This is a genomic window from Paenibacillus piri (genome assembly GCF_004354045.1).
Classification (GTDB): domain Bacteria; phylum Bacillota; class Bacilli; order Paenibacillales; family NBRC-103111; genus Paenibacillus_S; species Paenibacillus_S piri.
This window is the reverse complement of record NZ_SMRT01000003.1, coordinates 458998-478177: the sequence shown is the minus strand read 5'-3', so window position 1 is coordinate 478177 and position 19180 is coordinate 458998. Positions and strand designations below refer to the sequence as shown.

The window sequence follows — 19180 nt, the reverse complement described above, 5'->3', positions numbered from 1 at the left end:
TTCGGTCCAAAATCGGGGCCCCTGAGTGCGCAAGCGCGCTCGGGCCGTATCATTCAGTATGTACCCGCCGCTAGATGAGCATACCGTTCGGCGGGCATACGCATACTGAATAAGCATTGCAATGCAGACTTAGGCGCCTTGAAAATATTCGCTCCACCGTTTGTCAACGAGCTTAACAATGTCCTCGCGCGGGAACAGCTCGTCCGGGTAGCCCGGCTTCATGCGCGCATCGATGACGAGCGGCAGCTCGTAGGCCAGATGATGCCCGCGCACCTGCGAGCGGGCATAAATGTCCGCCGCCGGGTTAAACCGCGTGAAGACGGTCCACAGAAACGCGGTCTGATCCCCGGCGATGGCCGTATCGTCCGCGAGGATGACGAGCGGCCATTCCTTAAGGCGGTCGCCGGCGCGCTCGAGCAGCCGCTGCGCAAGCCCCGGGTCCGCCGCGTAGGCGGCGCCGGAGACAACGAGACAGCCGCGGCAGTACACCGCGACGCTGGCGATCTCCGGCAGCTCGCCGCCGTCGTAGGCGCCCGGCAGGCTGCGTACCGGCTCGCCGACGCCGAGCAGCACGGCTTTGCTGCCGTGATTAAGCCGGTCGCCCGTATAGTCAAGCGTATCATGCGACGTATTGTTGAAAATGAACAGGTCGCGCTGCGGCTCGAACCGCTCCAGCACCGCTTCAAGGAGCCGGTCGAACCGGTCCAGCGCCACGCTCTGATCCGTCACGATAAGAAACTTGGTGAGCGTCAGCTGTCCTTCGCCCAAAATGCGGAAGGCGGAGCCGAGCGCTTCGCGGCTGTAGCTTTCGCGGACGATGGCCGCGGCCAGCGGGTGGAAGCCGGTCTCGGCGTAGGTCCACAGCTCCTTGACGCCCGGCATCGCCATCGGAAATGCCGGAGACAGCAGCCGCTGGAGAAATTCGCCGAGGTAATAGTCTTCCTGCCGCGGCTTACCGACGATCGTAGCCGGATAAATCGCATCCTTGCGGTGCCACATATGATCGACGTTAAACACGGGGAAATCATGGGTCAACGAATAATAGCCGAAGTGGTCGCCGAACGGCCCTTCCGGACGGCGCAAATGCGGCGGCACCGAGCCGCAGATTGCAAATTCCGCTTCGGCGACAAGCCGGTGGCCGCCGTGCGGGTTGTCCGCCATCGGCAGCTTGCTGCCGAGTATAAGCGACGTCAGCATCAGCTCCGGCAGATGCTCCGGCACCGGCGCAATCGCGGAGGCGATCAACGCGGGCGGACCGCCCAGAAACACGGTCACGGGAAGCGCCGCATTGCGCTTCTCGGCCTCGTGGTAATGGAAGCCGCCGCCCTTGTGAATTTGCCAGTGCATCCCCGTCGTCCGGTCATCATACACCTGCATGCGGTACATGCCGAGATTATGATGACCGTTATCGGGATGCTCCGTATATACGAGCGGCAGCGTAACGAACGGGCCGCCGTCCTCCTGCCAGCAGGTGAGCACGGGCAGGCCGTGAAGCGGCGCCTCCCGACGGCACTGCTGCAGCACCGGAGCCGAGGCGGACGGCACGGTTTTCGTGCCGACCTTGAGCAGGTCGAAGATCATGCCGCGCTCCTGCCATAGCGCCTTCTTCGTCGGCGGAATCAACGTATCCGTCGCCTGCACAATCTGCTTCATGAATTGCTCCGGCTTCGGTCCGAAGGCAAGATCCACTCTGCGGCTTGTCCCGAACAGGTTGGTGACAACCGGGAAAGAGCTCCCTTTTACGTTCGTAAACAATAAGGCGGGTCCCGCTTCATCAATCACCCGGCGATGTATTTCAGCCAGCTCCAGATTCGGATCGACCGGCGCGCTGATTTCGATCAGCTCATTTTCTTTGCGCAGCGCTTCCAAAAATACGCGTAAATTCGAATGAACCATGATTAAACAAAACCCCTTTTCCACATGTGATCCTTTATAAAAGCCCAACGGACGTAATAATCAACCGCAATAAGAAAACCTCTATCGAAGCCTATCCAAGATGAGCGACCGCGATTTATATGCAGGTTTTCTTGAAATGATTGAAAGCTTCAGCTCCGCTGAAAACTTATACTTTCTATCATTATAAGAAAAGCTTCTGACCGAAGCCCTTCCGACGAAGATACATTCGTGTTTTAGATGTAGCTTTTCTTGCAATATCAGAATTGTTCAGCTCCGCTGAAAACTTATACTTTCTATCATTATAAAACAGCAGGCTTACTTGAGCTGCCGAGCCCCGTAAGCCTGTCTGTCGCCCCCTTTGGCCTGCAGGGCAAGCACGCATAAATAACATAATATACCGAACAATCCCGAGATGAGCACGGCATGCAGAAGACTTGCCAGCAAGTACCAGTCATACCCGATGGACAACGTGACGAACGCGCCGCTCAATATTTGCAGGACGACCAGGATGAACGCCCATTTGGCGGCCTGATATGCGTTCTCATGCGGTCCCTGCTGGGCGCGGATGGCCATGAACAGCCATAAAACAAACAGCAGCAGCAGCACCGCCCCGATCCGGTGGGCAAACACGATCCGGGTCGGCCCGACCATGTCGGGAATCAGCTGCCCGTTGCATAACGGCCAGCCGATACAGCCGCCCGACGATTCGGTATGCCGCACGAACGCGCCCAAATAAACGACCGCATAGCTGTAAATCAACGTCAGCGCGACGCTCCAGCGGACTCGGACCGATAAGACGGCCGGCTTGCCGGATAGCGTGGAACCGAGCCGGGTATACACCAGGGCAAGCAGCAGCGTAAAGGCGAACGCCATCAGCGAAAAGCCGAAATGGAGCGCCAGCACGGCCGACGATTGCGGCCAGACGACCGCCAGCGCGCCGAGAATAGCCTGCAGAACGGTGAAAAACATCGCGCCGGACACAAACCATTTGGCATCGTTTCTGCGGCTGAACATAAATACAAGAACCATCGTGATCAACAAAATAATGCCAACGACCCCCACCACAAAACGGTGGCTGTATTCGATAACCGATTCAATTGTATAGGCCGGAACAAATTTACCGTTGCAGAGCGGCCATTCGTCCCCGCAGCCGCGGCCCGAGTCCGTTTTCGTCACGAGGGCGCCCATAATAATAATTAGAAACATCCCGTACATGCTCGCGAAAGAGAACCGCTTCAACCAAGTTTGCATATTCATTAAGCTGGAACCACCTACTTCATATAAATTCGACATATGCCGCTAATAAAGTCGAATCGTTCATGTATCATTATAGCCATAAAAACCAAGCAAATCCATTCGGAAATGTTACAAAGCGTTGAAACAGGGTAAACGGCTTCGCCGTCCTACGGGACGAGCGCGTTTGTCAAGGTTGTGAATACGAAAAAAGCCGCCGCTCCGCGGATGATGAAATCCGTGGAACGGCGGCTTTGAACCGCATGAGTTCGGTGCAGCCTTACTTCTTGAGGGCGTCGGCCACTTCCAGCGCGCGATCCAGAAATTGTTCGATTTCTTCCCTTGTTTTACGCAGCTTGCTGACGAACCGGACGAGCTCCTGTCCTTCGCGGAATGCGATAAAGCTGGGGATGCCCAAAATGTTGAGCTTTTCGCACAAGTCGGGCACCTCGTCGCGATCCAGCTGTATAAAATCGAGCCGGTCCCGATAAGCTTCCTCAACGGCCGGCATAAACGGCTCGATAAAGTGGCAGTCTTTGCACCATGTCGCTTTAAATACCGCAACAGTCGGTTTCGTACCCGCAATTTTTTGGTCAAATACTTGCTCGGATTTCACTTGCTCCATTCGGATGCACCGCCTTTATTCATAAGATTGGCGAGCTGCCGCCATAATAAACAGCAGCTTTTCTCTGCTTACAACCACTTATAGCATGACCTTATTCCGATGTCAACGCCCGTTTGTCCGAAATCCATCAAATTCCATTTTACATTTACTAGAAAAAGTGATATCATTTAAATATCAAATCGATATTCAATCAATACTACTACTGAATGAGAAGGAGTGTTTTATAATGAACGAACAAAAAGCTTGGGCATTAAACGGATTTCTCTCGCTTCTGCTGCTTCTGGCCGCTACGGCTCTGTCCGTAGTCCTGCTCGTAAACGGGTCTATTTTCATCGGGATTGCTTTACTTTGTATTGTGACTGTGCTGGCATCCGGCATCACCGTCGTCCAACCGAATCAGGCGATGGTCGTCACGTTTTTCGGGAGCTACGCCGGTACGATTCGAAACAGCGGCTTCTGGCTGGCCATTCCTTTTTCCATTCGCAAGCATGTCTCCTTGCGTGTCCGCAACTTTAACAGCGCAAAGCTGAAAGTGAATGATATTGAAGGGAACCCGATTGAAATTGCCGCCGTTGTCGTATTCCGGGTCGTCGATTCGGCCAAGGCGATGTTCGATGTCGATAAATATGAGCAGTTTGTTGAAATCCAGAGCGAAACGGCGCTGCGTCATGTGGCCAATAAGTATCCTTACGACCTGTTCGAGGGCGAAGGCTACTCGCTGCGCGGCAATTCCGAGCAAATCGCGGAGGAACTGAGCCGGGAGCTTCAAGAGCGGCTGTCCGTTGCCGGCGTGGAAGTGCTTGAAGCCCGGCTCACCCACCTTGCCTACTCGACTGAAATTGCGAGCGCCATGCTGCAGCGCCAGCAGGCGACGGCGATTATCTCCGCGCGCTCCAAAATTGTGGAAGGCGCGGTCGGCATGGTGCAGATGGCCATTGCCCAAATCGAGCAGGACGGCGTGATCGTGCTCGACGAAGAACGCAAAGCCGCGATGATCAACAACTTGCTGGTTGCCATCGTTTCCGATCGTTCCGCCAATCCTGTCATTAATACGGGCAGCCTGTATTAAGCTGCGCCGTGGCCATGGCTCCCAAAAAAAACTTCGCCCTGCGGCTGGACCCGAAGCTGTACGAAGCATTGGAACGTTGGGCTAACGACGAGTTTCGCAGCGTGAACGGGCATATCGAATTTTTGCTTCGCGAAGCTGCGGCCCGCGCAGGCCGGTTGTCCACTCCCCGGCCATCCGGCAGCAGCAATACGGATAGCCCGGATACGCAAGAAGACGAACGCTCCCAAGGTTAAACTTCGTGCAGCATCAGGCATACGCAGAACGAACAACCGCCTCAAATAGGAAGAAACCCGATCCGGCGGAATCGGGTTTTTTCCTATCTGTTTTAATCGCGGGATATCGTGACCGTTTGCGATTCCTGGTCCCAGCCGACTTTCGCGCCCATGCTTTCGGCGATAAAGCGGAGCGGCACATAGGTCGATTCGTTCCTGATCTCCGCGGCTTTTTCCAATGGCTTGATCATGCCGTTTACCGAAGCTTGCTGGCTGCCGACGTTCAAGTTGACGGCGATGCCGTTGAGCGGATCGGTGACCGTTATTTTTTGCGTCGACGGCTCCCAGGCCACATCCGCATCCAGCTGTTCGACTACATAGCGGATCGGGACCATAACGGTGCCGTCCAGGTTGTAAGGGGCGGTCGAATCGCCGCTGCCGCTATCCATCGACATTCGGATATCTTTTCTCGTAATTTTCAGGTCCTTCTTCAACAGCTTATACAGCTGTGAATTCGGATCCAGAATCGAGACGATTCGGGCAGGCTTGTCGGGCGCGAAAACGAACGACCCTGCGGACGTATCGATTTTATTCGCCGTAACCGGCTTATTCACATTCCACCATTCGCTGGCGGACGTGAGCTTAATCGATTTTACCGCGCTGTTTTCAGTCGGCGACGCAATCACGATTTCGGTATCCGTCTTGCGCGGCGTCAATTCACTGTCCGTATACACATCCATCTTCAACGAGAATGCATCGTCCGTCAGCAGCTTCGGCATATCCATGGCGGAAGAGCTTTCATCGAGCATTTGTTTCAAGTGGCTGTTTAAAAATGCAAATGCCGTTTCAACGGCAAGCGATTTGTTGTTTAAATATAGACTCATCATATCCATGGACGAATCCCCGTCCGGACCTTTCTCCTGCATGTACTGTTTGACAAGCGGTATATACACATCGTACAGCTGCCCCAGCATATCCTTCATGCCTTTTTCATCTGCAACCAGGTTCGTCAATAATCCTTTGGCAAGACCGATCCATTCGCTGCCCTTGATTTCAATATGAACCTTTTTTCCGTTGACGCCTTCGTTTTGATTCTGAATTCTGAATTTATTGCTGCCGGCGGTAATGTTCGCCGGATTCGGCGCATTTCCGATCAAGTAGCTGTAGAAAGCCGGCATAAACTCGATTGTTTTTTTGTAAAATTCGTTGAACTGCCGCTCCATTTCGGGAGTAATCGTCTCCTTCATCGTCTCCATGCCGGCAAATTGATTGTGCATGACGATCGGCTTCTTCGCACCTTCCAGCGCAATGACGGTTTCCATGTCGCTCATTGACATTTGAAACGGAATTTGTCCCTGGGTGTATTCGAATACCCCTTTTAGCGAAGCATGCGTCCAGTCTTGCATACTGAATTCCGATATGCGGACACTCACTTTGCTGAACAGCTCGAGCAGCAGCTGCTCATCCGTCATCGGGGTTACGCTCGGGTTCATTTCAAGCTCTAGCGTAAGGGTCTGCGTTCCTTGTGCAGATTGGATGTTCAAGCTGTTCGCAAACATTTTGCTTACGTCCAAACCGTTGACGGCCTGACAGCCTGCAAGCACGATCAGCATAACAACCAGAAAAAGCGATACCCATGTCCGTTTCATTCTATTCATGATCAACCTCCAAATAAATAAAAATAATTGCGGCGGCGGCCCGCACCGGCATACGTCTATACGTCCGCGGCAGGTAAAAGGTTCCAAGCAGCCTTCCAGTTATAAATACGACAAACGGGCGATTAATCCTTGTTCGCGGCAAAAAAGGGGTATCCCGACCTACGAAAAATCGGCACCAGCACAAAACGCTTTTGACCCCGTCTCCGGAACGACGCCGCCCGCTCCGCGCCTTATTCTCCGGCCTCCTCAAGCGAATTCCGTTGAGCTCCCGATACCTGCAGCCCGGCTCGCGCATCATATCCCCGGCAACAAAAAAAACAGGGTACCGGAAGAAACCTGGTTCTTCCGTACCCTGTCAAACGTCGTATATACAGGCTGCTAGGCGGCGGCCTTTTGAGGTCCTGATTTTTTGCCGAGACGTCTTACCGAAACCGCCAGCGCCAGCAGGCAGACGCCCATGGCAACCCAAAATACAAGATGAAGCGCATCCAGCATGGCCTGGGCATCGGCCGCACCCGCAGCGCCCGCGGTCTGATGCAAACGCGTCGAGTAGATCGATACGGAGAAGGAAATGCCAAGCACCATCCCGACATTTCTGACCAATGCGTTCAGTCCGCCGGCCGTACCTAATTTGTTGCCCGGAACGGCCCCCATCACGCTGGAATTGTTCGGAGACTGAAACAGCCCGCCGCCCAAACCGAACAACGACAAATGCAGCCCGACCACCCACGCTTCCTCGTGAATCGACAGCGTATGAAGCAGCGCAAAGCCGAGCGCATTGATCATCAACCCTAACGTTGTAAGAATGTTGGGTCCGATCTTGTCCGACAACCAGCCCGAAAACGGCGCCACGATCGCCATGACAAAAGGAAACACCATCATCGTATAGCCCGTTTTCTCGGCCGAGTACATAAGTACGTTTTGCATATAGAAGGGCATCATGACATTTGTGAAAAACATCGCGATAAAGCTCAGGAACGCGGTTATGTTGCCGATCGCAAACGTCCGAACCCGGTACAAGCCGAAATCGAGCATCGGATGGTTCGTTTTATTTTCCCATATGTAAAAATAAGCGAGAACCGCAATCGATACCGCAAGACCGCCTATTGTGACGACGGAAGTCCAGCCCCAATCCTTGCCGTTGGATACCGTATACAAAAATCCGACAATACCGAATATAAATAAGGCCGAGCCTCTGTAATCGAACGGTTCTTTGTGCGCCCGGGACTTTTCCTTCGGCAGCAAAAACCACCCGGCTATAAACCCGAGCAAACCAATTGGAATATTAATCCAGAAAATCGACGGCCAGCCGAGCCGCTCGACCAATATGCCTCCGAGCCCCGGACCCGTCAAGGAACCAAGCGATACGACCGTTCCTACGATGCCGATCGCCCGGCCGCGATCCCCTTTGGCAAACACTTCGGCGACGATCGCCTGGCTGTTGGTCATCAGACAGGATGCGCCGAGCGCCTGGATGATCCGGGAAATAATAAGCATACCCAACGTATTGGAGATGCCGCATAATCCCGAACCGATCGCAAAGAGCAGAAAGCCGTAGTTATACACGGTGCCTCTGCCGATCAAATCGGATATTTTGCCCATGATCGGAAGCGTTGCGCAAATCGTCAATAAATAAGCGGTCAGCACCCATTGAACCCAATGAATCGGAGCGTTCAGCTCGACGGACATTGTAGGCAGCGCGACATTGGCAATGCTGCCGTCCAGTGTGGCCATAAAGGTGCCGACCGACACGTTGGCCAGCACGATCCAGCGGTTGCGGACAGCGGCAGGCTGCAATTGCTCTCTGTCCGCCCCGCTCATAGGATCCATTTCTCCACGGCATAGGCGATGCCGTTCTCATGGATGGATTTGGTCACGAAACGCGCCTTCGCCTTCAGCTCGTCGCATGCATTGCCCATCGCAATTCCGGTGCCGACCGACTCGATCAGCTCGAGATCGTTGAGACCGTCGCCGAATGCGGCGACCTCATGCGGTGCAAGCTGCAGATGATCGAGCAGCCGCCGGAGGCCGAGCGCCTTGTTCATTCCGTTCGGATTAATGTCAACGGCCCAAGGTCGCCACCGGTGTATATAGTAGCTTTCCCTCCGGTCCCGGATGTAGCCGGTCTCCTCTTCCTCATTGCAAAACATAATGCACTGATATACATCCGGCATCTCCTCGCCCGTCTGAAGCGGTACCGGCTCCATAAAGCCGATCTCCCGCTGCGCTTGAAGGAACAGCGAATCGTTCTCCCGGTTCGTAAACATCAGCTCCGCCCCGTACAGCAGTACCGCATGATTGTTCCGTTCGGCCTCATGCAGCCACCCAGCGACGGTTTCCTTCGGAAACGCGTTGCCGAAAACCGTCTTCCCTTGGTAGCCGATATGGCTGCCGTTGCAAGTAACCGCCCAATCGATGGCAAGCTCCTTGCGCAGCGACTCCATCTCGTATTCGCTGCGGCCTGTACATAAGGCGAGCGCAACGCCGCGCTCCTTCAATTTCAGCAATGCTGTCCGTGTCGATTCAGGCAAGTAGTCCCGGTCGCGCAATGTCCCGTCCACATCGAATGCCGCCAGCTTAATCATATTCTGTCACCTCATTCTGTATTCTGCCTTTATTATAGCAGAGGGAGCAGGTTTGTGGGATCCTCTATGGTGCTGTATTAGCGGCATGGGTGGCCATATCTGGAGAACACCAAAAAGAGAACCACAGCGGAACAAAATATTCCGTTATGGCTCTCTTTTGAAAAGTTGCCTCCAACCTTTATTTGATTTCTTTTCCCAGCTTTTCAACTTGCTCCCAAGCTTTTTCCGGCGTTATTTTATCAAACATAATTTGTTGGACAATGTTGGTATATTCCTTGTCGAATTTATCCCAACCGTTTTTTATGCCCGGACCCGGGTAGAAGGTTTGCGCATTCGGAGCGGTTTTGTTGATCAGCTCGATGCCGGCTTTGTCGATCGGGGTAAATTTAGACTCTAACCCGCTGACAATTTTTTTAGAAACAGGCACTCCCCGCGAGGTACCCAATATATCCGCCGCTTCCGGATCGTTGATAAACCAGTCGACGAACTTTTTCGCCTCTTCCGCATTTTTGGTATCAGGGCTTATGCTCCAGTACATGGAAGCCTTCAACCATCCGCCCGCTTGTTTATCCTGAGGTATCGTTACCAAAGCCAACTGCCCCGGTTTTAGCGCGTCAAATCCCGAAAATTCGGCGGCGTGGGAGTTCCTGAACAATACCTTATCCTGGATCATGAGATCAAGCTTGGCATCGGCGCCTTTATCGGATATATTTACATCAGCCGGCGGTACGATTCCCGCCGCTCGCATTTCGGCGAATTTGTTCATCCAATCGAGCCAGGTCTCTTTATCATAGTTAAATTTACCGTCCGCTCTAGGCCAGCCTTTTCCTTTAGCCAATTGATAGGCGTCATACATCCCGTCGGTAGTTAAGTCCTTGTACACATATTTGTTTTTGTCCAGCTTGGCTTTCGCCTCTTTGCCGAATTTAAAAAAGTCGTCCCATGTCCAACCGTATTTAGGCGGCGTGATGCCAAGCTTTTCCACCGCCGCTTTGTTGTAGACCAAGCCAAACGCATTGTTGCCGAGCGGAATCGCTACCAGCTTGTCTTTATATTTTCCTGTGTCCAGCAAAACCGGATCGACATCCTTGGTATTGATCGCATTAGTCAGATCCATCAACCGGTTTGTACTGCCCCAATCGCTAATCCATGCAGCATCCGTCTGGATAATATCCGGCAGGTTGCGCGCTGCTGCCATGGTCGACATTTTATCCAAATAGCCGTCCCAAGCTTGATACTCCGGCTCAAAGGTAACATTAGGATTTTTTTTCGTGTATAAATCAAGCGCTTTCAACGTTGCATCATGACGGGCCTGGGAACCCCACCACATAATACGCAGCTTTATTGCCTTATTGCTGCCGGCGGTATTAGCATTATTAGATGCTGCAGGCTGGTTCTGGTTGGCCTCTTCCTTGACGCCGCAGGCAGCCAGAGAGACAGCCAATACGGATGAAATGCCAATTGCTGCAAGCTTACGTGCATAATTCATAAGATTACCCCTTTCGATTCTTGTTTTTTACTATGCTTATGGTACCAATCAGCGAACCGGTTGAGTAGAATAGAGATGCACAATTTATTTCAGTTTTTAACGAATTCTGTCGGGTTGTTGCCTGTATATTTTTTGAATTGCGTTGTGAAGTAAGGGACATTTTTGTAACCGACCTTTTCGGCTATTTCATAAATCATCCAGCGCCCTTCCAGAATCATACTTTTTGCTTTTTCCATCCGGACGCGGGTTACATAACTGTTAAAAGTCTCTCCAGTTGCTTGCCGAAAAATGTTGCTCAAATAATTTCTTGATATATATACCTTTTCAGCCAAGTCGCTCAAATGCAAATCTTGCGCATAATGTTCGTGGATATGCTGGATCATAAAATCTACCGCCTGTTTATGCTTCAGCTTTTCGCTTTTGCCGGACAAGCTGCAGAAAACAGCTACCTTTTCCAGCAGCCAAGCTTTAAGCTCCCCGGGAGACGTCAAACGCTCGAGCTCTTCCTTTACTTGAGCTGCGTCAAACAACTCGTCGGCTCGTACCCCGGCATCAAGAAGCGAATACGTCAAAATAGCCCATGTTTCCAAGCCTAAGTTGCGGATATCTTTCTCGGCAAGCCCGTCTGTCCCTTCCAGCGGCTGAAAAAAACGCTCCACCACCTCTTGAATTTGCGGCTCCTGCAAATGGCGGATCGCTTCGCCGAGCTGCTGGTAAAATTGCACCGGCCGCAGCTTCGTCGCCTTATCCAGCATGCCGTTTTTGGCCGCCGGGTCGCAATCCTTGACAAATTCATACAAGGGCAATCCCGGGACAGGCATATGCCGTTTGGCCGCCAATGCTTGAAACGCCTCTTCGGTTGAATCCGCAATCTCCTGCCAACGCTCTTTCCAAGTGCCTAGTCCGATTTCCAACTGTACCTTTAAATAATCGCCTACATGCTTGACCATACTTTCACAAAGCGGGCGGATGCGAAGATTAGCTTCTTCTCTCTTTGCCTTAGGCGTATGCAACAAAACGGCCATATGCTGGCTGTGCAGCTCAATCAACCGGGCATCCTTCCAAGCAGCTGAAATAACCTCCTGCAATATATTGCCGACCGCGAAACGGAACAGGTTAAAATCGCTTGGAGAAACCTCGGATACACGTACGGTCCGCAAAATCTCAACAGCAACTACAAGAAATTCAGAGGAATCTTCTCCGCAGGGACAGCCTTGTAAAAAAGGAGGGAGCGGTTTACCTGCAACCGCGTTTCCGGTTACTAGCGCCTTCACCCGCTCCTGCTCGACAAACGGCTCATAATGCATCAGCTTCTGCTTTAATTCATGCTGCTCAAGCCTCAGGGTGGAGACTCCTTCCAGCTCGAAAATCGCTTTTTCCAATACGGACTTAATGGTTGATACCGTAACCGGTTTGGACAAATAATCATCTACATTTAGACGCAGCGCTTGCCGGGCATATTCGAAGTCGGAGTATCCGCTTAAAATAATAATTTTGCCTTCAAAACCGGTTTTCCGAAGCTCCTCCACCATATCCAAACCGTTCATAACGGGCATATAAATATCGGTGATGATAATATCCGGCCTGACGGAACGGATGAGCTCCAGCCCCTGCTGACCGTCCGTCGCTTCACCTGCAAATTCCGCCTCAAGGTCTTCCCACGGAATAATCTTTTTCATTCCCTGCAGGACGGCTTTGTCATCATCAATGACGGCGATTTTCCACATAGTCATTCCCTCCGCTATCGTTAGGCTCCAGCCTTGGAATCCGCAAGGTCACCTGAGTGCCTTGCCCTTCATGGCCGGGCTCTATTGTGATGCCGTACGGACTGCCGAAATACGCTTCGATTCGCTCCCGAACATTCCTTATGCCGTAGCCGCCTGTGTTTCTCCGGGGCTGGCGGTTCCACCCCGGCTTCAGCCCTACACCGTCATCCGCAATCCGGATGATAAGCCCTTGTTCGTCCTGCAGGGCTGTAATCGTAATACGGCCTTGCTGTTTATCGTGAAACCCGTGAATCACCGCATTTTCCACAAACGGCTGAAGGATTAGCTTAGGAATGAGCAAAGCTTTCATCGATTCATCTGCGACATCAATGGTGTACAACAAGCCGTCTCCCCAACGCAGCTGTTGAATCTGCAAATAACATTCCGTATGCAACAGCTCCTGTTCCAGCGTGATCAAGCTCTCGCCGTTTGAAAGTCCGATTCTGAACATTCGGCCCATCAGCTCCAGCACATGGCTCATTCGTTCATGTCCGGCATCAATCGCCATCCAATTTAACTGGTCCAATGTATTGTATAAAAAATGAGGATTAATCATCGCTTGCAGCGCTTTGATTTCGGCTTTCCGCTTCCTTTGATGCTCAAGATCCAAGCTGCGGTATAATTCATCGATTCTTTCGGTAAGTCTGCGGTAGCCGTTAAACATAGAGCCGAATTCATTATTGTAATCCACCGGCAAATCGACCTGCTTCTGCTCTAACGGAAATTTCCCCATAGCTTGAAGCAGCTGCCGAATCGGCTTGGTGAAGCTTCGCGATAAGTATAATGTAAATAATACCGCCGCCAGAATAGAGACAAGTCCGATCCAGAAAATCGTCATGGCCAGCTTAAAGCTGCCCGCGGCAATCATTTCCCAAGGAGTAACTTCTGATATGATCCACCCTTCATTAAACGATTTGGCCCAAACGATTAAATAATCCGCATCAGCGCCGCCGGCGTTTCCTTTTTTATGCATGTACCCGGTTCCGGACTGGGTTTTGTTCAAAAGCTCCGGAAGCTTTAGTTCCGTGAAAATCGACTGATTCGTTCCGACGATCAGCCTGCCGCCGGAATCAAGCAAATAGCGGTGAGCCGTTTGTTTTTCGCCGACCATCATGTTATAAAGTACCTTAGCTTTTACATTGAGCAGCAGAACACCTTGGTATTCCAACGTATTGGAATAAATTTTGCGGGCAAAGGTAACCACATTTTGTGTCCCTTGCATCGTTTCAATAGAACGCTCTCCCAGCCAGGTAAAATCGGATTTTTCGGCAAGCGCGTACCATGGCTCGCTAAACATTTCGTTATGTTCTACAAAGCTGACATACTCTTTGGGATCGGAAGACATCGGCTTTTTGACGTACATCTTCATCGATTGCAGACTGGGCGTACTGTTGATCAACTGGCTCATCACCTTGTGCACATCGGCTTGCTCTTTCTGCTTCGTATAAAGATCGTTTTCAGGTATATCCAAATAATGCAGAAGCTCTGTATTCCGTGAAATAACGAGTGACAGTTGCTCCACTGTCCGCATCTGCAGCATCATCTGTTTATTCAGCTCACTCATGAGCTCCTGCTGATAGACGGAAGTATTTTCCGCCAATTCCTTGGAGGAGACGGTATAGCTCACCCAGCAAACAATCACGAGAAGCAGAATAAAAAATCCGGTAAAGCTGCCCGACAAAATGGAATCGATGCGGTATTTTTTTATAGGATTTTTCAGAGTGGGCACCTCCTTGAGACAAAAAGCCACGTGGCCGGGAAACCAGACACGCAGCTCTTTATTCATATAGCTCCTCTAGTTTAGCCCTTTAAACCGGTTGTTGCAATGCCTTCCACAAAATGGCGCTGGGCTACAAAAAACACTAGAATTTGCGGAGTAATGGACAACAGCGACATAGCCAGCAGCTGCCCCCAGGCGGTTGCCGATTGGGTATCGATGAACATGCGCAAAGCAAGCGGAATCGTATACTTGTCAACGGAATTCAAATAAATTAAAGGTCCGAAGTAATCCTCCCAGCCGTACAGAAACGAAAAGATCATGACGGTAACAAGAGCCGGTTTGGTGAGCGGCATAATAATGCGCCAATAAATGCCGAACCAGCTGCAGCCGTCCATTTTAGCCGACTCGTCCAGCTCTTTGGGCAAGCCGCGAATAAATTGCACCAGCAGGAAAATAAAGAAGGCGTTGCCCATTGCGCTCGGAACGATAAAAGGCAAATACGTATTGACCCAATCAAACGAATGAAACATGGAATATTGAGGAATCAAGGTAACCTGCCCGGGAAGCATAATCGTTAGCAGCAGCAATGAAAACCAAAGCTTTTTGAACGGAAACTCCAGCCGGCCGAAGCCAAACGCAACAAGGCTGCTTGAAATGACCGTAAGAATAGTTGTCGTAATGTTAAGCTTAAAGCTGTTCAAATAAAAGTAGGTGAACGTATATTTTGGCAGCGCATCCCAGCCTTTCGTATAATTTTCCCACATCCAGACGGTAGGGAACAAGGTCGGCAAAGCAAGCTCGGGATTCGATTTGAAGGAAGCGCCGATCCACCACACAACCGGATAAAACATGATCAGGCTGAATACAAGCAAAATCAGATGCGTCCAAAGTTTACTTGCGCGGGCGTTAAGCTTCATTTTTTATCACCTGCCTCGGCTTCATAAAACACCCAATATTTCGATGCGACAAAGTTAATCGATGTGGCAATACCGATGATGATCAACAGCACCCATGCCAACGCCGAAGCGTATCCCATATCAAATGAAGTAAAAGCCTTTTGGTACAAATATAGCGCATATACTTCAGTTGAGTTCAACGGGCCTCCATTCGTTACAATAAACGCGGAAGTGAACATTTGAAATGCCTGAATAACTCCCATGATCACATTAAACAAAATAACCGGCGACAGCATCGGAAGCGTAATGTTGAAAAATTGGCGGAGCTTGGACGCTCCGTCCACCGATGATGCCTCATACAGCTCATTCGGGATTTGTTTTAACCCGGCCAAGAAGATAATCATCGCGGAGCCGAACTGCCAGCAGCGTAATAAGATGAGCGTTCCAAGCGATGTTTCGGGTGTACCGATCCAGTTTTTCGCTTCAATGCCAAGCAGCGGAACAATATGATTGATAAACCCGTCGATCCCGAAGATGTTTTTCCATAAAATGGCAACGGCAATGCTGCCGCCAATAAGCGACGGAAGGTAAATCAATGTACGGTAAAACGAAATGCCGCGGATTTTCCGGTTCATCAGCATAGCTACCATAAGGGCGACAAACAGCTTGGCGGGTACGGAAAACAGCACGTAGGCAAAAGTCACTTTAAGCGAATTATAAAAGAACCGGTCCTTTGACATTTCTTTATAGTTATCCAAACCGATCCATTGGGCGGGCTCAAGAAGCGAAAAATCGGTGAATGAATAATACAACGATTGAAGCATCGGCCATAAGGTCAGGAAAATGAAACCAAGCAGCCAAGGGGCGATAAATAAGTAACCCGCAAGGGCAGCGTTGTTGTGATTTTTCAGTTTGGTTTTGCGGGAGGTACGGGAGAGGCTTGTCGCCGCTTTAGCATCCCGGCTCAGGGTGCTCATTATGTAACCACCTCTATTTTCGAATTTGTGATTGCTTGTTGCTGTTATTCACAGTATAGAGGGATGGCCGGTTTGCTTGTAGCAGAAGGATGAACAATTTCTTTCACTTTTTTACTAAAAAATCAGCACATCTTGAGCTTACTATTACGGATTTTGGTGTTTTTTGTCACTTTTTTTGAAGATTACCGTATTACATGTATTGCCTCAGGTTAACTTATAGAAATAGCAAACTAATCCAACAAGGGAATGTGATCGTTATGAGTCCGACAGCAGCTTGGTTTTCGGTATTCGCAGCCGGCATATTGGAGCTGTGGGCAGCCATACCGCTTGGATTTACATTGCAGTTGCCCCCCGTAGCCACCGGCATTTGCAGCGCATTGGGCTCCATTGTTGCCGCGGCGGTTATTATTTTTTTCGGGAAATCGTTCCGTAATTGGTTAGTGCAACGTTTTCAGCGGAAAAACGAACGCAAAGAAACCACGATGTCCCGCGTATGGAAAAAATACGGGATCATCGGGTTAGGTTTCTTGTCGCCGCTTCTGACAGGCTCGCCACTTGGCGCCGCTATCGGCGTTTCTTTGGGAGCGGAGCCGCGGAGGCTGATGCTTTGGATGACGCTTGGCATTGTGTTCTGGAGCGCTGTTTTGACAACAGCCTTGGCGCTTGGCATTATGTCTTATACTTCGTTTATTTGAAGCCGGCGGCGTCAATGCCCCGGATTAGCGTCTACGTCTACTATTCCTCCGGGTATATGGCTCCGCTACAACCTTCACAAGAGTATTGCGGAAGCACTCCAGCCCCCCCTCCCATAGAGCCGGTCTTGGTTGCAATTGAAGAAAATAGCGGAAGTCAAAGATTGGTTCCGCTATTGCCGCCGCCTGCCCCGCAAAGTGAAGCCAAGCTCTGATGCAAATTTCAATCCCGGTACTACCGGACCACTCTACGCGGTCTCATTCAGATATTCGGTACCATAATGATCAAAAACCTGCATATCTGCATCTGTTTACTTCTTAGTTTGTTCGCCCGGCATCTTTCCTGCAAAAATACATCTTTTTCCCCTGTTTCATTCAATTTAGGCCAGACCGGAATAAATTCCTGTACATTTGCAGCAATTATTCCCCAATTGGCGGTTTTGATGAAAAAAACTTGCATTTTCGCAGGTTTTTATATTCCAGCAACTTTGTGGTGATGATGAGAATCGTCCTTCATTGGCAGCGGAAGTTTAAGTTCCGCCAAGATCAGCTTCTTTCATTCAAAAGAAGCCCGTACAAGCTTGCACATCTGCAGCTTGTACGGGCTTTGCGGTTTCTTAGCTTCCGCCGCTTTCCTTATTGGCGCGAACTGACCGCGGGGCCAGTTTCGCGGCGATTTTCCGGATGGGCCCCGGCATTTGCTGCACATCGGACCATGTAACGGTACGGGTCAAAAGCAGCAGCAGCGGGTACAATCCACCCGTAACCGCGCAAACGATAACGGCCTGCACAAATGCGTCGCCGCGGGGATGGCCGAAAGGTAGAACGTAAGCATGTGTCAACCGTTCCAACACGAAACCTATGGCTATAATAACAATGGTCGTTACGGCAATGCCGACCCATCTGCGGCCGCCCAGAACGCGGAACGTCACTTCCTTGCGCAGCACCCGAATATTAATTATAGTCATGACGACGAAGCATAGACATGTGGCGGCGATAATGCCGTATATGCCGAAATATCGCGCCAGCGCATAGCTTGCGATCAGCTTGGCGGCGATTCCGACGGCCACGCTCAGCATGAGCGGGCGCATTTTCCCCATACCCATCAGCACCGCTCCGGACGTCTGCATCACAATCTGAAAAATCGCGCTGACCGTCAAGAAAATAATAACCGGCGCCGCGTAAGCGTCGACAATCGCCGAGCCTTTATCGTTACCGAAAATAAACGCGTTGATCGGACCGGCCGCCAAACAAATAAGCAGCACCATAGGCAGCCCCGTCAATATCGACAGCTGCAGCACTTTGCCGGTTTGCTCCGTAAGCTGCTTGGTATCTTTGGTCGAATAAGCGGACGAGATGATCGGTACGATTGATTGGCTCAGCGCGACAGCCAAAATAATCGGAATGCCGGCGAGCGACTGCGCCCGGCCGAGCAGGATGCCCAATATTTCTTTCGCCTGCTCCTCGCCCACCTGATCTTTCAGCAAAATAGTGACGATCGACGAATCGATCGTGTAAATTAACGTCACCGTTAAAGAGAAAATAACGATCGGGATCGAAACCTTGAACAGCTGCGCATATATCGTCTTAAACGGCAGGGCGCTCGTTCGAACGCCTTCGCGGGCGCCGCTGACGCACGCCCGCTCCGTGCCGCCTGTGCCAGCGGCGGCAGACAGCAGCCCTTCCGCGCGGTCGCTGCGGCGCAGCTTCAGCGCGAAGTAGAGCATGACGGCGGCGGCGGCCACACTGCCGATCACGCCGCCGAAGGATGCTCCGGCTACAGCCCAGTCCATGCTGTAGTCCAGCAGCACATACGCGAGCGCTACCGAGGTGACGACGCGGAAAATTTGCTCAATGATCTGCGACAAGCCATTGGGCATCATCATGCGGCGACCCTGGAAGTAGCCGCGCATAATCGCGATCAGCGGAAACAGCAGCAGCGCCGGCGCCAATGCGCGGATCGGCAGCGCGGCCTGCGGATTGATGATGCTGTCGGCATAGAACGGCGCGAACCCGTACAGGAACAGCGTCATCAATAGGCCGGCGGCTGCCGCAAACAGCAGCGCGGCGCGGTAAATCCGGTTCGCCTCGGCGTGGAGACCGAGCGCCGTCCGCTCCGAAATCATTTTGCTGAGCGCGCTTGGAATGCCGGCTGTCGCTACGACCAGCAGCATCGAATACAGATTGAATGCGATTCCGTAAGCCGCCATCCCCAGATCGCCCAATAAAAAAACGAGCGGAACCCGCTGCACGACACCTAGCGCGCGTGCAACCAGAGCCGCCATCGTCAAAATAAACGTACCTTTTATTAACGAATCTTTAGCCACAACGTTCCCTTCTCCCCGCTTGCATGCAGCGGCCG

Annotated in this window: 15 protein-coding genes; 3 read left to right on the top strand and 12 right to left on the bottom strand. The window is 51.5% G+C overall.

From position 1 onward, the window contains the following. Positions 1-129 precede the first annotated feature (129 nt). From E1757_RS10310 to E1757_RS10300, 3 genes are all read right to left on the bottom strand, one after another. The gene (locus E1757_RS10310) at positions 130-1896 is read right to left on the bottom strand and encodes a UbiD family decarboxylase (protein WP_133227408.1); all 1767 of its coding nucleotides are present in this window, start codon (positions 1894-1896) and stop codon (positions 130-132) included. Positions 1897-2211: 315 nt separating this feature from the next. After that, positions 2212-3153 carry a COX15/CtaA family protein gene (locus tag E1757_RS10305; RefSeq protein WP_133227406.1) on the bottom strand — a complete coding sequence of 314 codons (942 nt, stop codon included), beginning with the start codon at positions 3151-3153 and terminating at the stop codon, positions 2212-2214. A gap of 256 nt (positions 3154-3409) precedes the next feature. Further along, a complete protein-coding gene (locus E1757_RS10300) occupies positions 3410-3754 on the bottom strand; it encodes a thioredoxin family protein (RefSeq protein WP_133227404.1) in 345 nt (114 codons plus the stop codon). Between the two features lie 226 nt (positions 3755-3980). On the opposite strand from E1757_RS10300, the gene E1757_RS10295 reads away from it, so the two are divergent. Both E1757_RS10295 and E1757_RS10290 read left to right on the top strand, forming a co-directional pair. Then, positions 3981-4823 carry an SPFH domain-containing protein gene (locus E1757_RS10295; RefSeq protein ID WP_133227402.1) on the top strand — a complete coding sequence of 281 codons (843 nt, stop codon included), beginning with the start codon at positions 3981-3983 and terminating at the stop codon, positions 4821-4823. Positions 4824-4837: 14 nt separating this feature from the next. Beyond that, on the top strand, positions 4838-5056 hold the full coding sequence (locus E1757_RS10290; RefSeq protein ID WP_133227400.1) for a type II toxin-antitoxin system antitoxin: 219 nt from the start codon (positions 4838-4840) through the stop codon (positions 5054-5056). A 92-nt stretch (positions 5057-5148) separates the two neighbouring features. On the opposite strand, the gene E1757_RS10285 is transcribed toward E1757_RS10290, so the two are convergent. The 8 genes from E1757_RS10285 to E1757_RS10250 all read right to left on the bottom strand — a co-directional run bounded on the left by E1757_RS10285 (position 5149) and on the right by E1757_RS10250 (position 16126). Beyond that, a complete protein-coding gene (locus E1757_RS10285; RefSeq protein ID WP_133227398.1) occupies positions 5149-6693 on the bottom strand; it encodes a copper amine oxidase N-terminal domain-containing protein in 1545 nt (514 codons plus the stop codon). A 378-nt stretch (positions 6694-7071) separates the two neighbouring features. After that, the gene (locus tag E1757_RS10280) at positions 7072-8514 is read right to left on the bottom strand and encodes an MFS transporter (RefSeq protein ID WP_133227396.1); all 1443 of its coding nucleotides are present in this window, start codon (positions 8512-8514) and stop codon (positions 7072-7074) included. Next, positions 8511-9278 (bottom strand): Cof-type HAD-IIB family hydrolase, encoded by a 768-nt coding sequence (locus E1757_RS10275; RefSeq protein WP_133227394.1) that lies wholly within the window; start codon positions 9276-9278, stop codon positions 8511-8513. Before E1757_RS10275 ends, E1757_RS10280 begins: the two co-directional genes overlap by 4 nt. Before the next feature lie 178 nt (positions 9279-9456). Beyond that, complete coding sequence (locus E1757_RS10270; RefSeq protein ID WP_133227392.1) at positions 9457-10767, bottom strand: ABC transporter substrate-binding protein; 1311 nt, start codon at positions 10765-10767, stop codon at positions 9457-9459. Between the two features lie 89 nt (positions 10768-10856). Further along, positions 10857-12494 (bottom strand): response regulator transcription factor, encoded by a 1638-nt coding sequence (locus E1757_RS10265; protein WP_165972055.1) that lies wholly within the window; start codon positions 12492-12494, stop codon positions 10857-10859. Beyond that, positions 12472-14319 carry a cache domain-containing sensor histidine kinase gene (locus E1757_RS10260; protein ID WP_133227388.1) on the bottom strand — a complete coding sequence of 616 codons (1848 nt, stop codon included), beginning with the start codon at positions 14317-14319 and terminating at the stop codon, positions 12472-12474. The genes E1757_RS10265 and E1757_RS10260 overlap by 23 nt, the downstream gene beginning before the upstream one ends. 14 nt (positions 14320-14333) lie before the next feature. After that, positions 14334-15170, bottom strand: a complete 837-nt coding sequence (locus E1757_RS10255) for a carbohydrate ABC transporter permease (protein ID WP_133227386.1) — start codon at positions 15168-15170, stop codon at positions 14334-14336. Further along, entirely contained in the window at positions 15167-16126 is a 960-nt protein-coding gene (locus tag E1757_RS10250; RefSeq protein WP_133227384.1) for a carbohydrate ABC transporter permease, read from the bottom strand. Before E1757_RS10250 ends, E1757_RS10255 begins: the two co-directional genes overlap by 4 nt. Positions 16127-16383: 257 nt before the next feature. Here E1757_RS10250 and E1757_RS10245 point away from each other — a divergent pair, with 257 nt between their 5' ends. Continuing rightward, positions 16384-16821, top strand: a complete 438-nt coding sequence (locus E1757_RS10245; RefSeq protein ID WP_133227382.1) for a small multi-drug export protein — start codon at positions 16384-16386, stop codon at positions 16819-16821. Positions 16822-17435: 614 nt separating this feature from the next. Here the strand turns inward: E1757_RS10245 and E1757_RS10240 are convergent. After that, positions 17436-19145, bottom strand: coding sequence for a putative polysaccharide biosynthesis protein (locus E1757_RS10240; RefSeq protein ID WP_133227380.1), 1710 nt, complete (start codon positions 19143-19145; stop codon positions 17436-17438). Between the last annotated feature and the right edge of the window lie 35 nt (positions 19146-19180).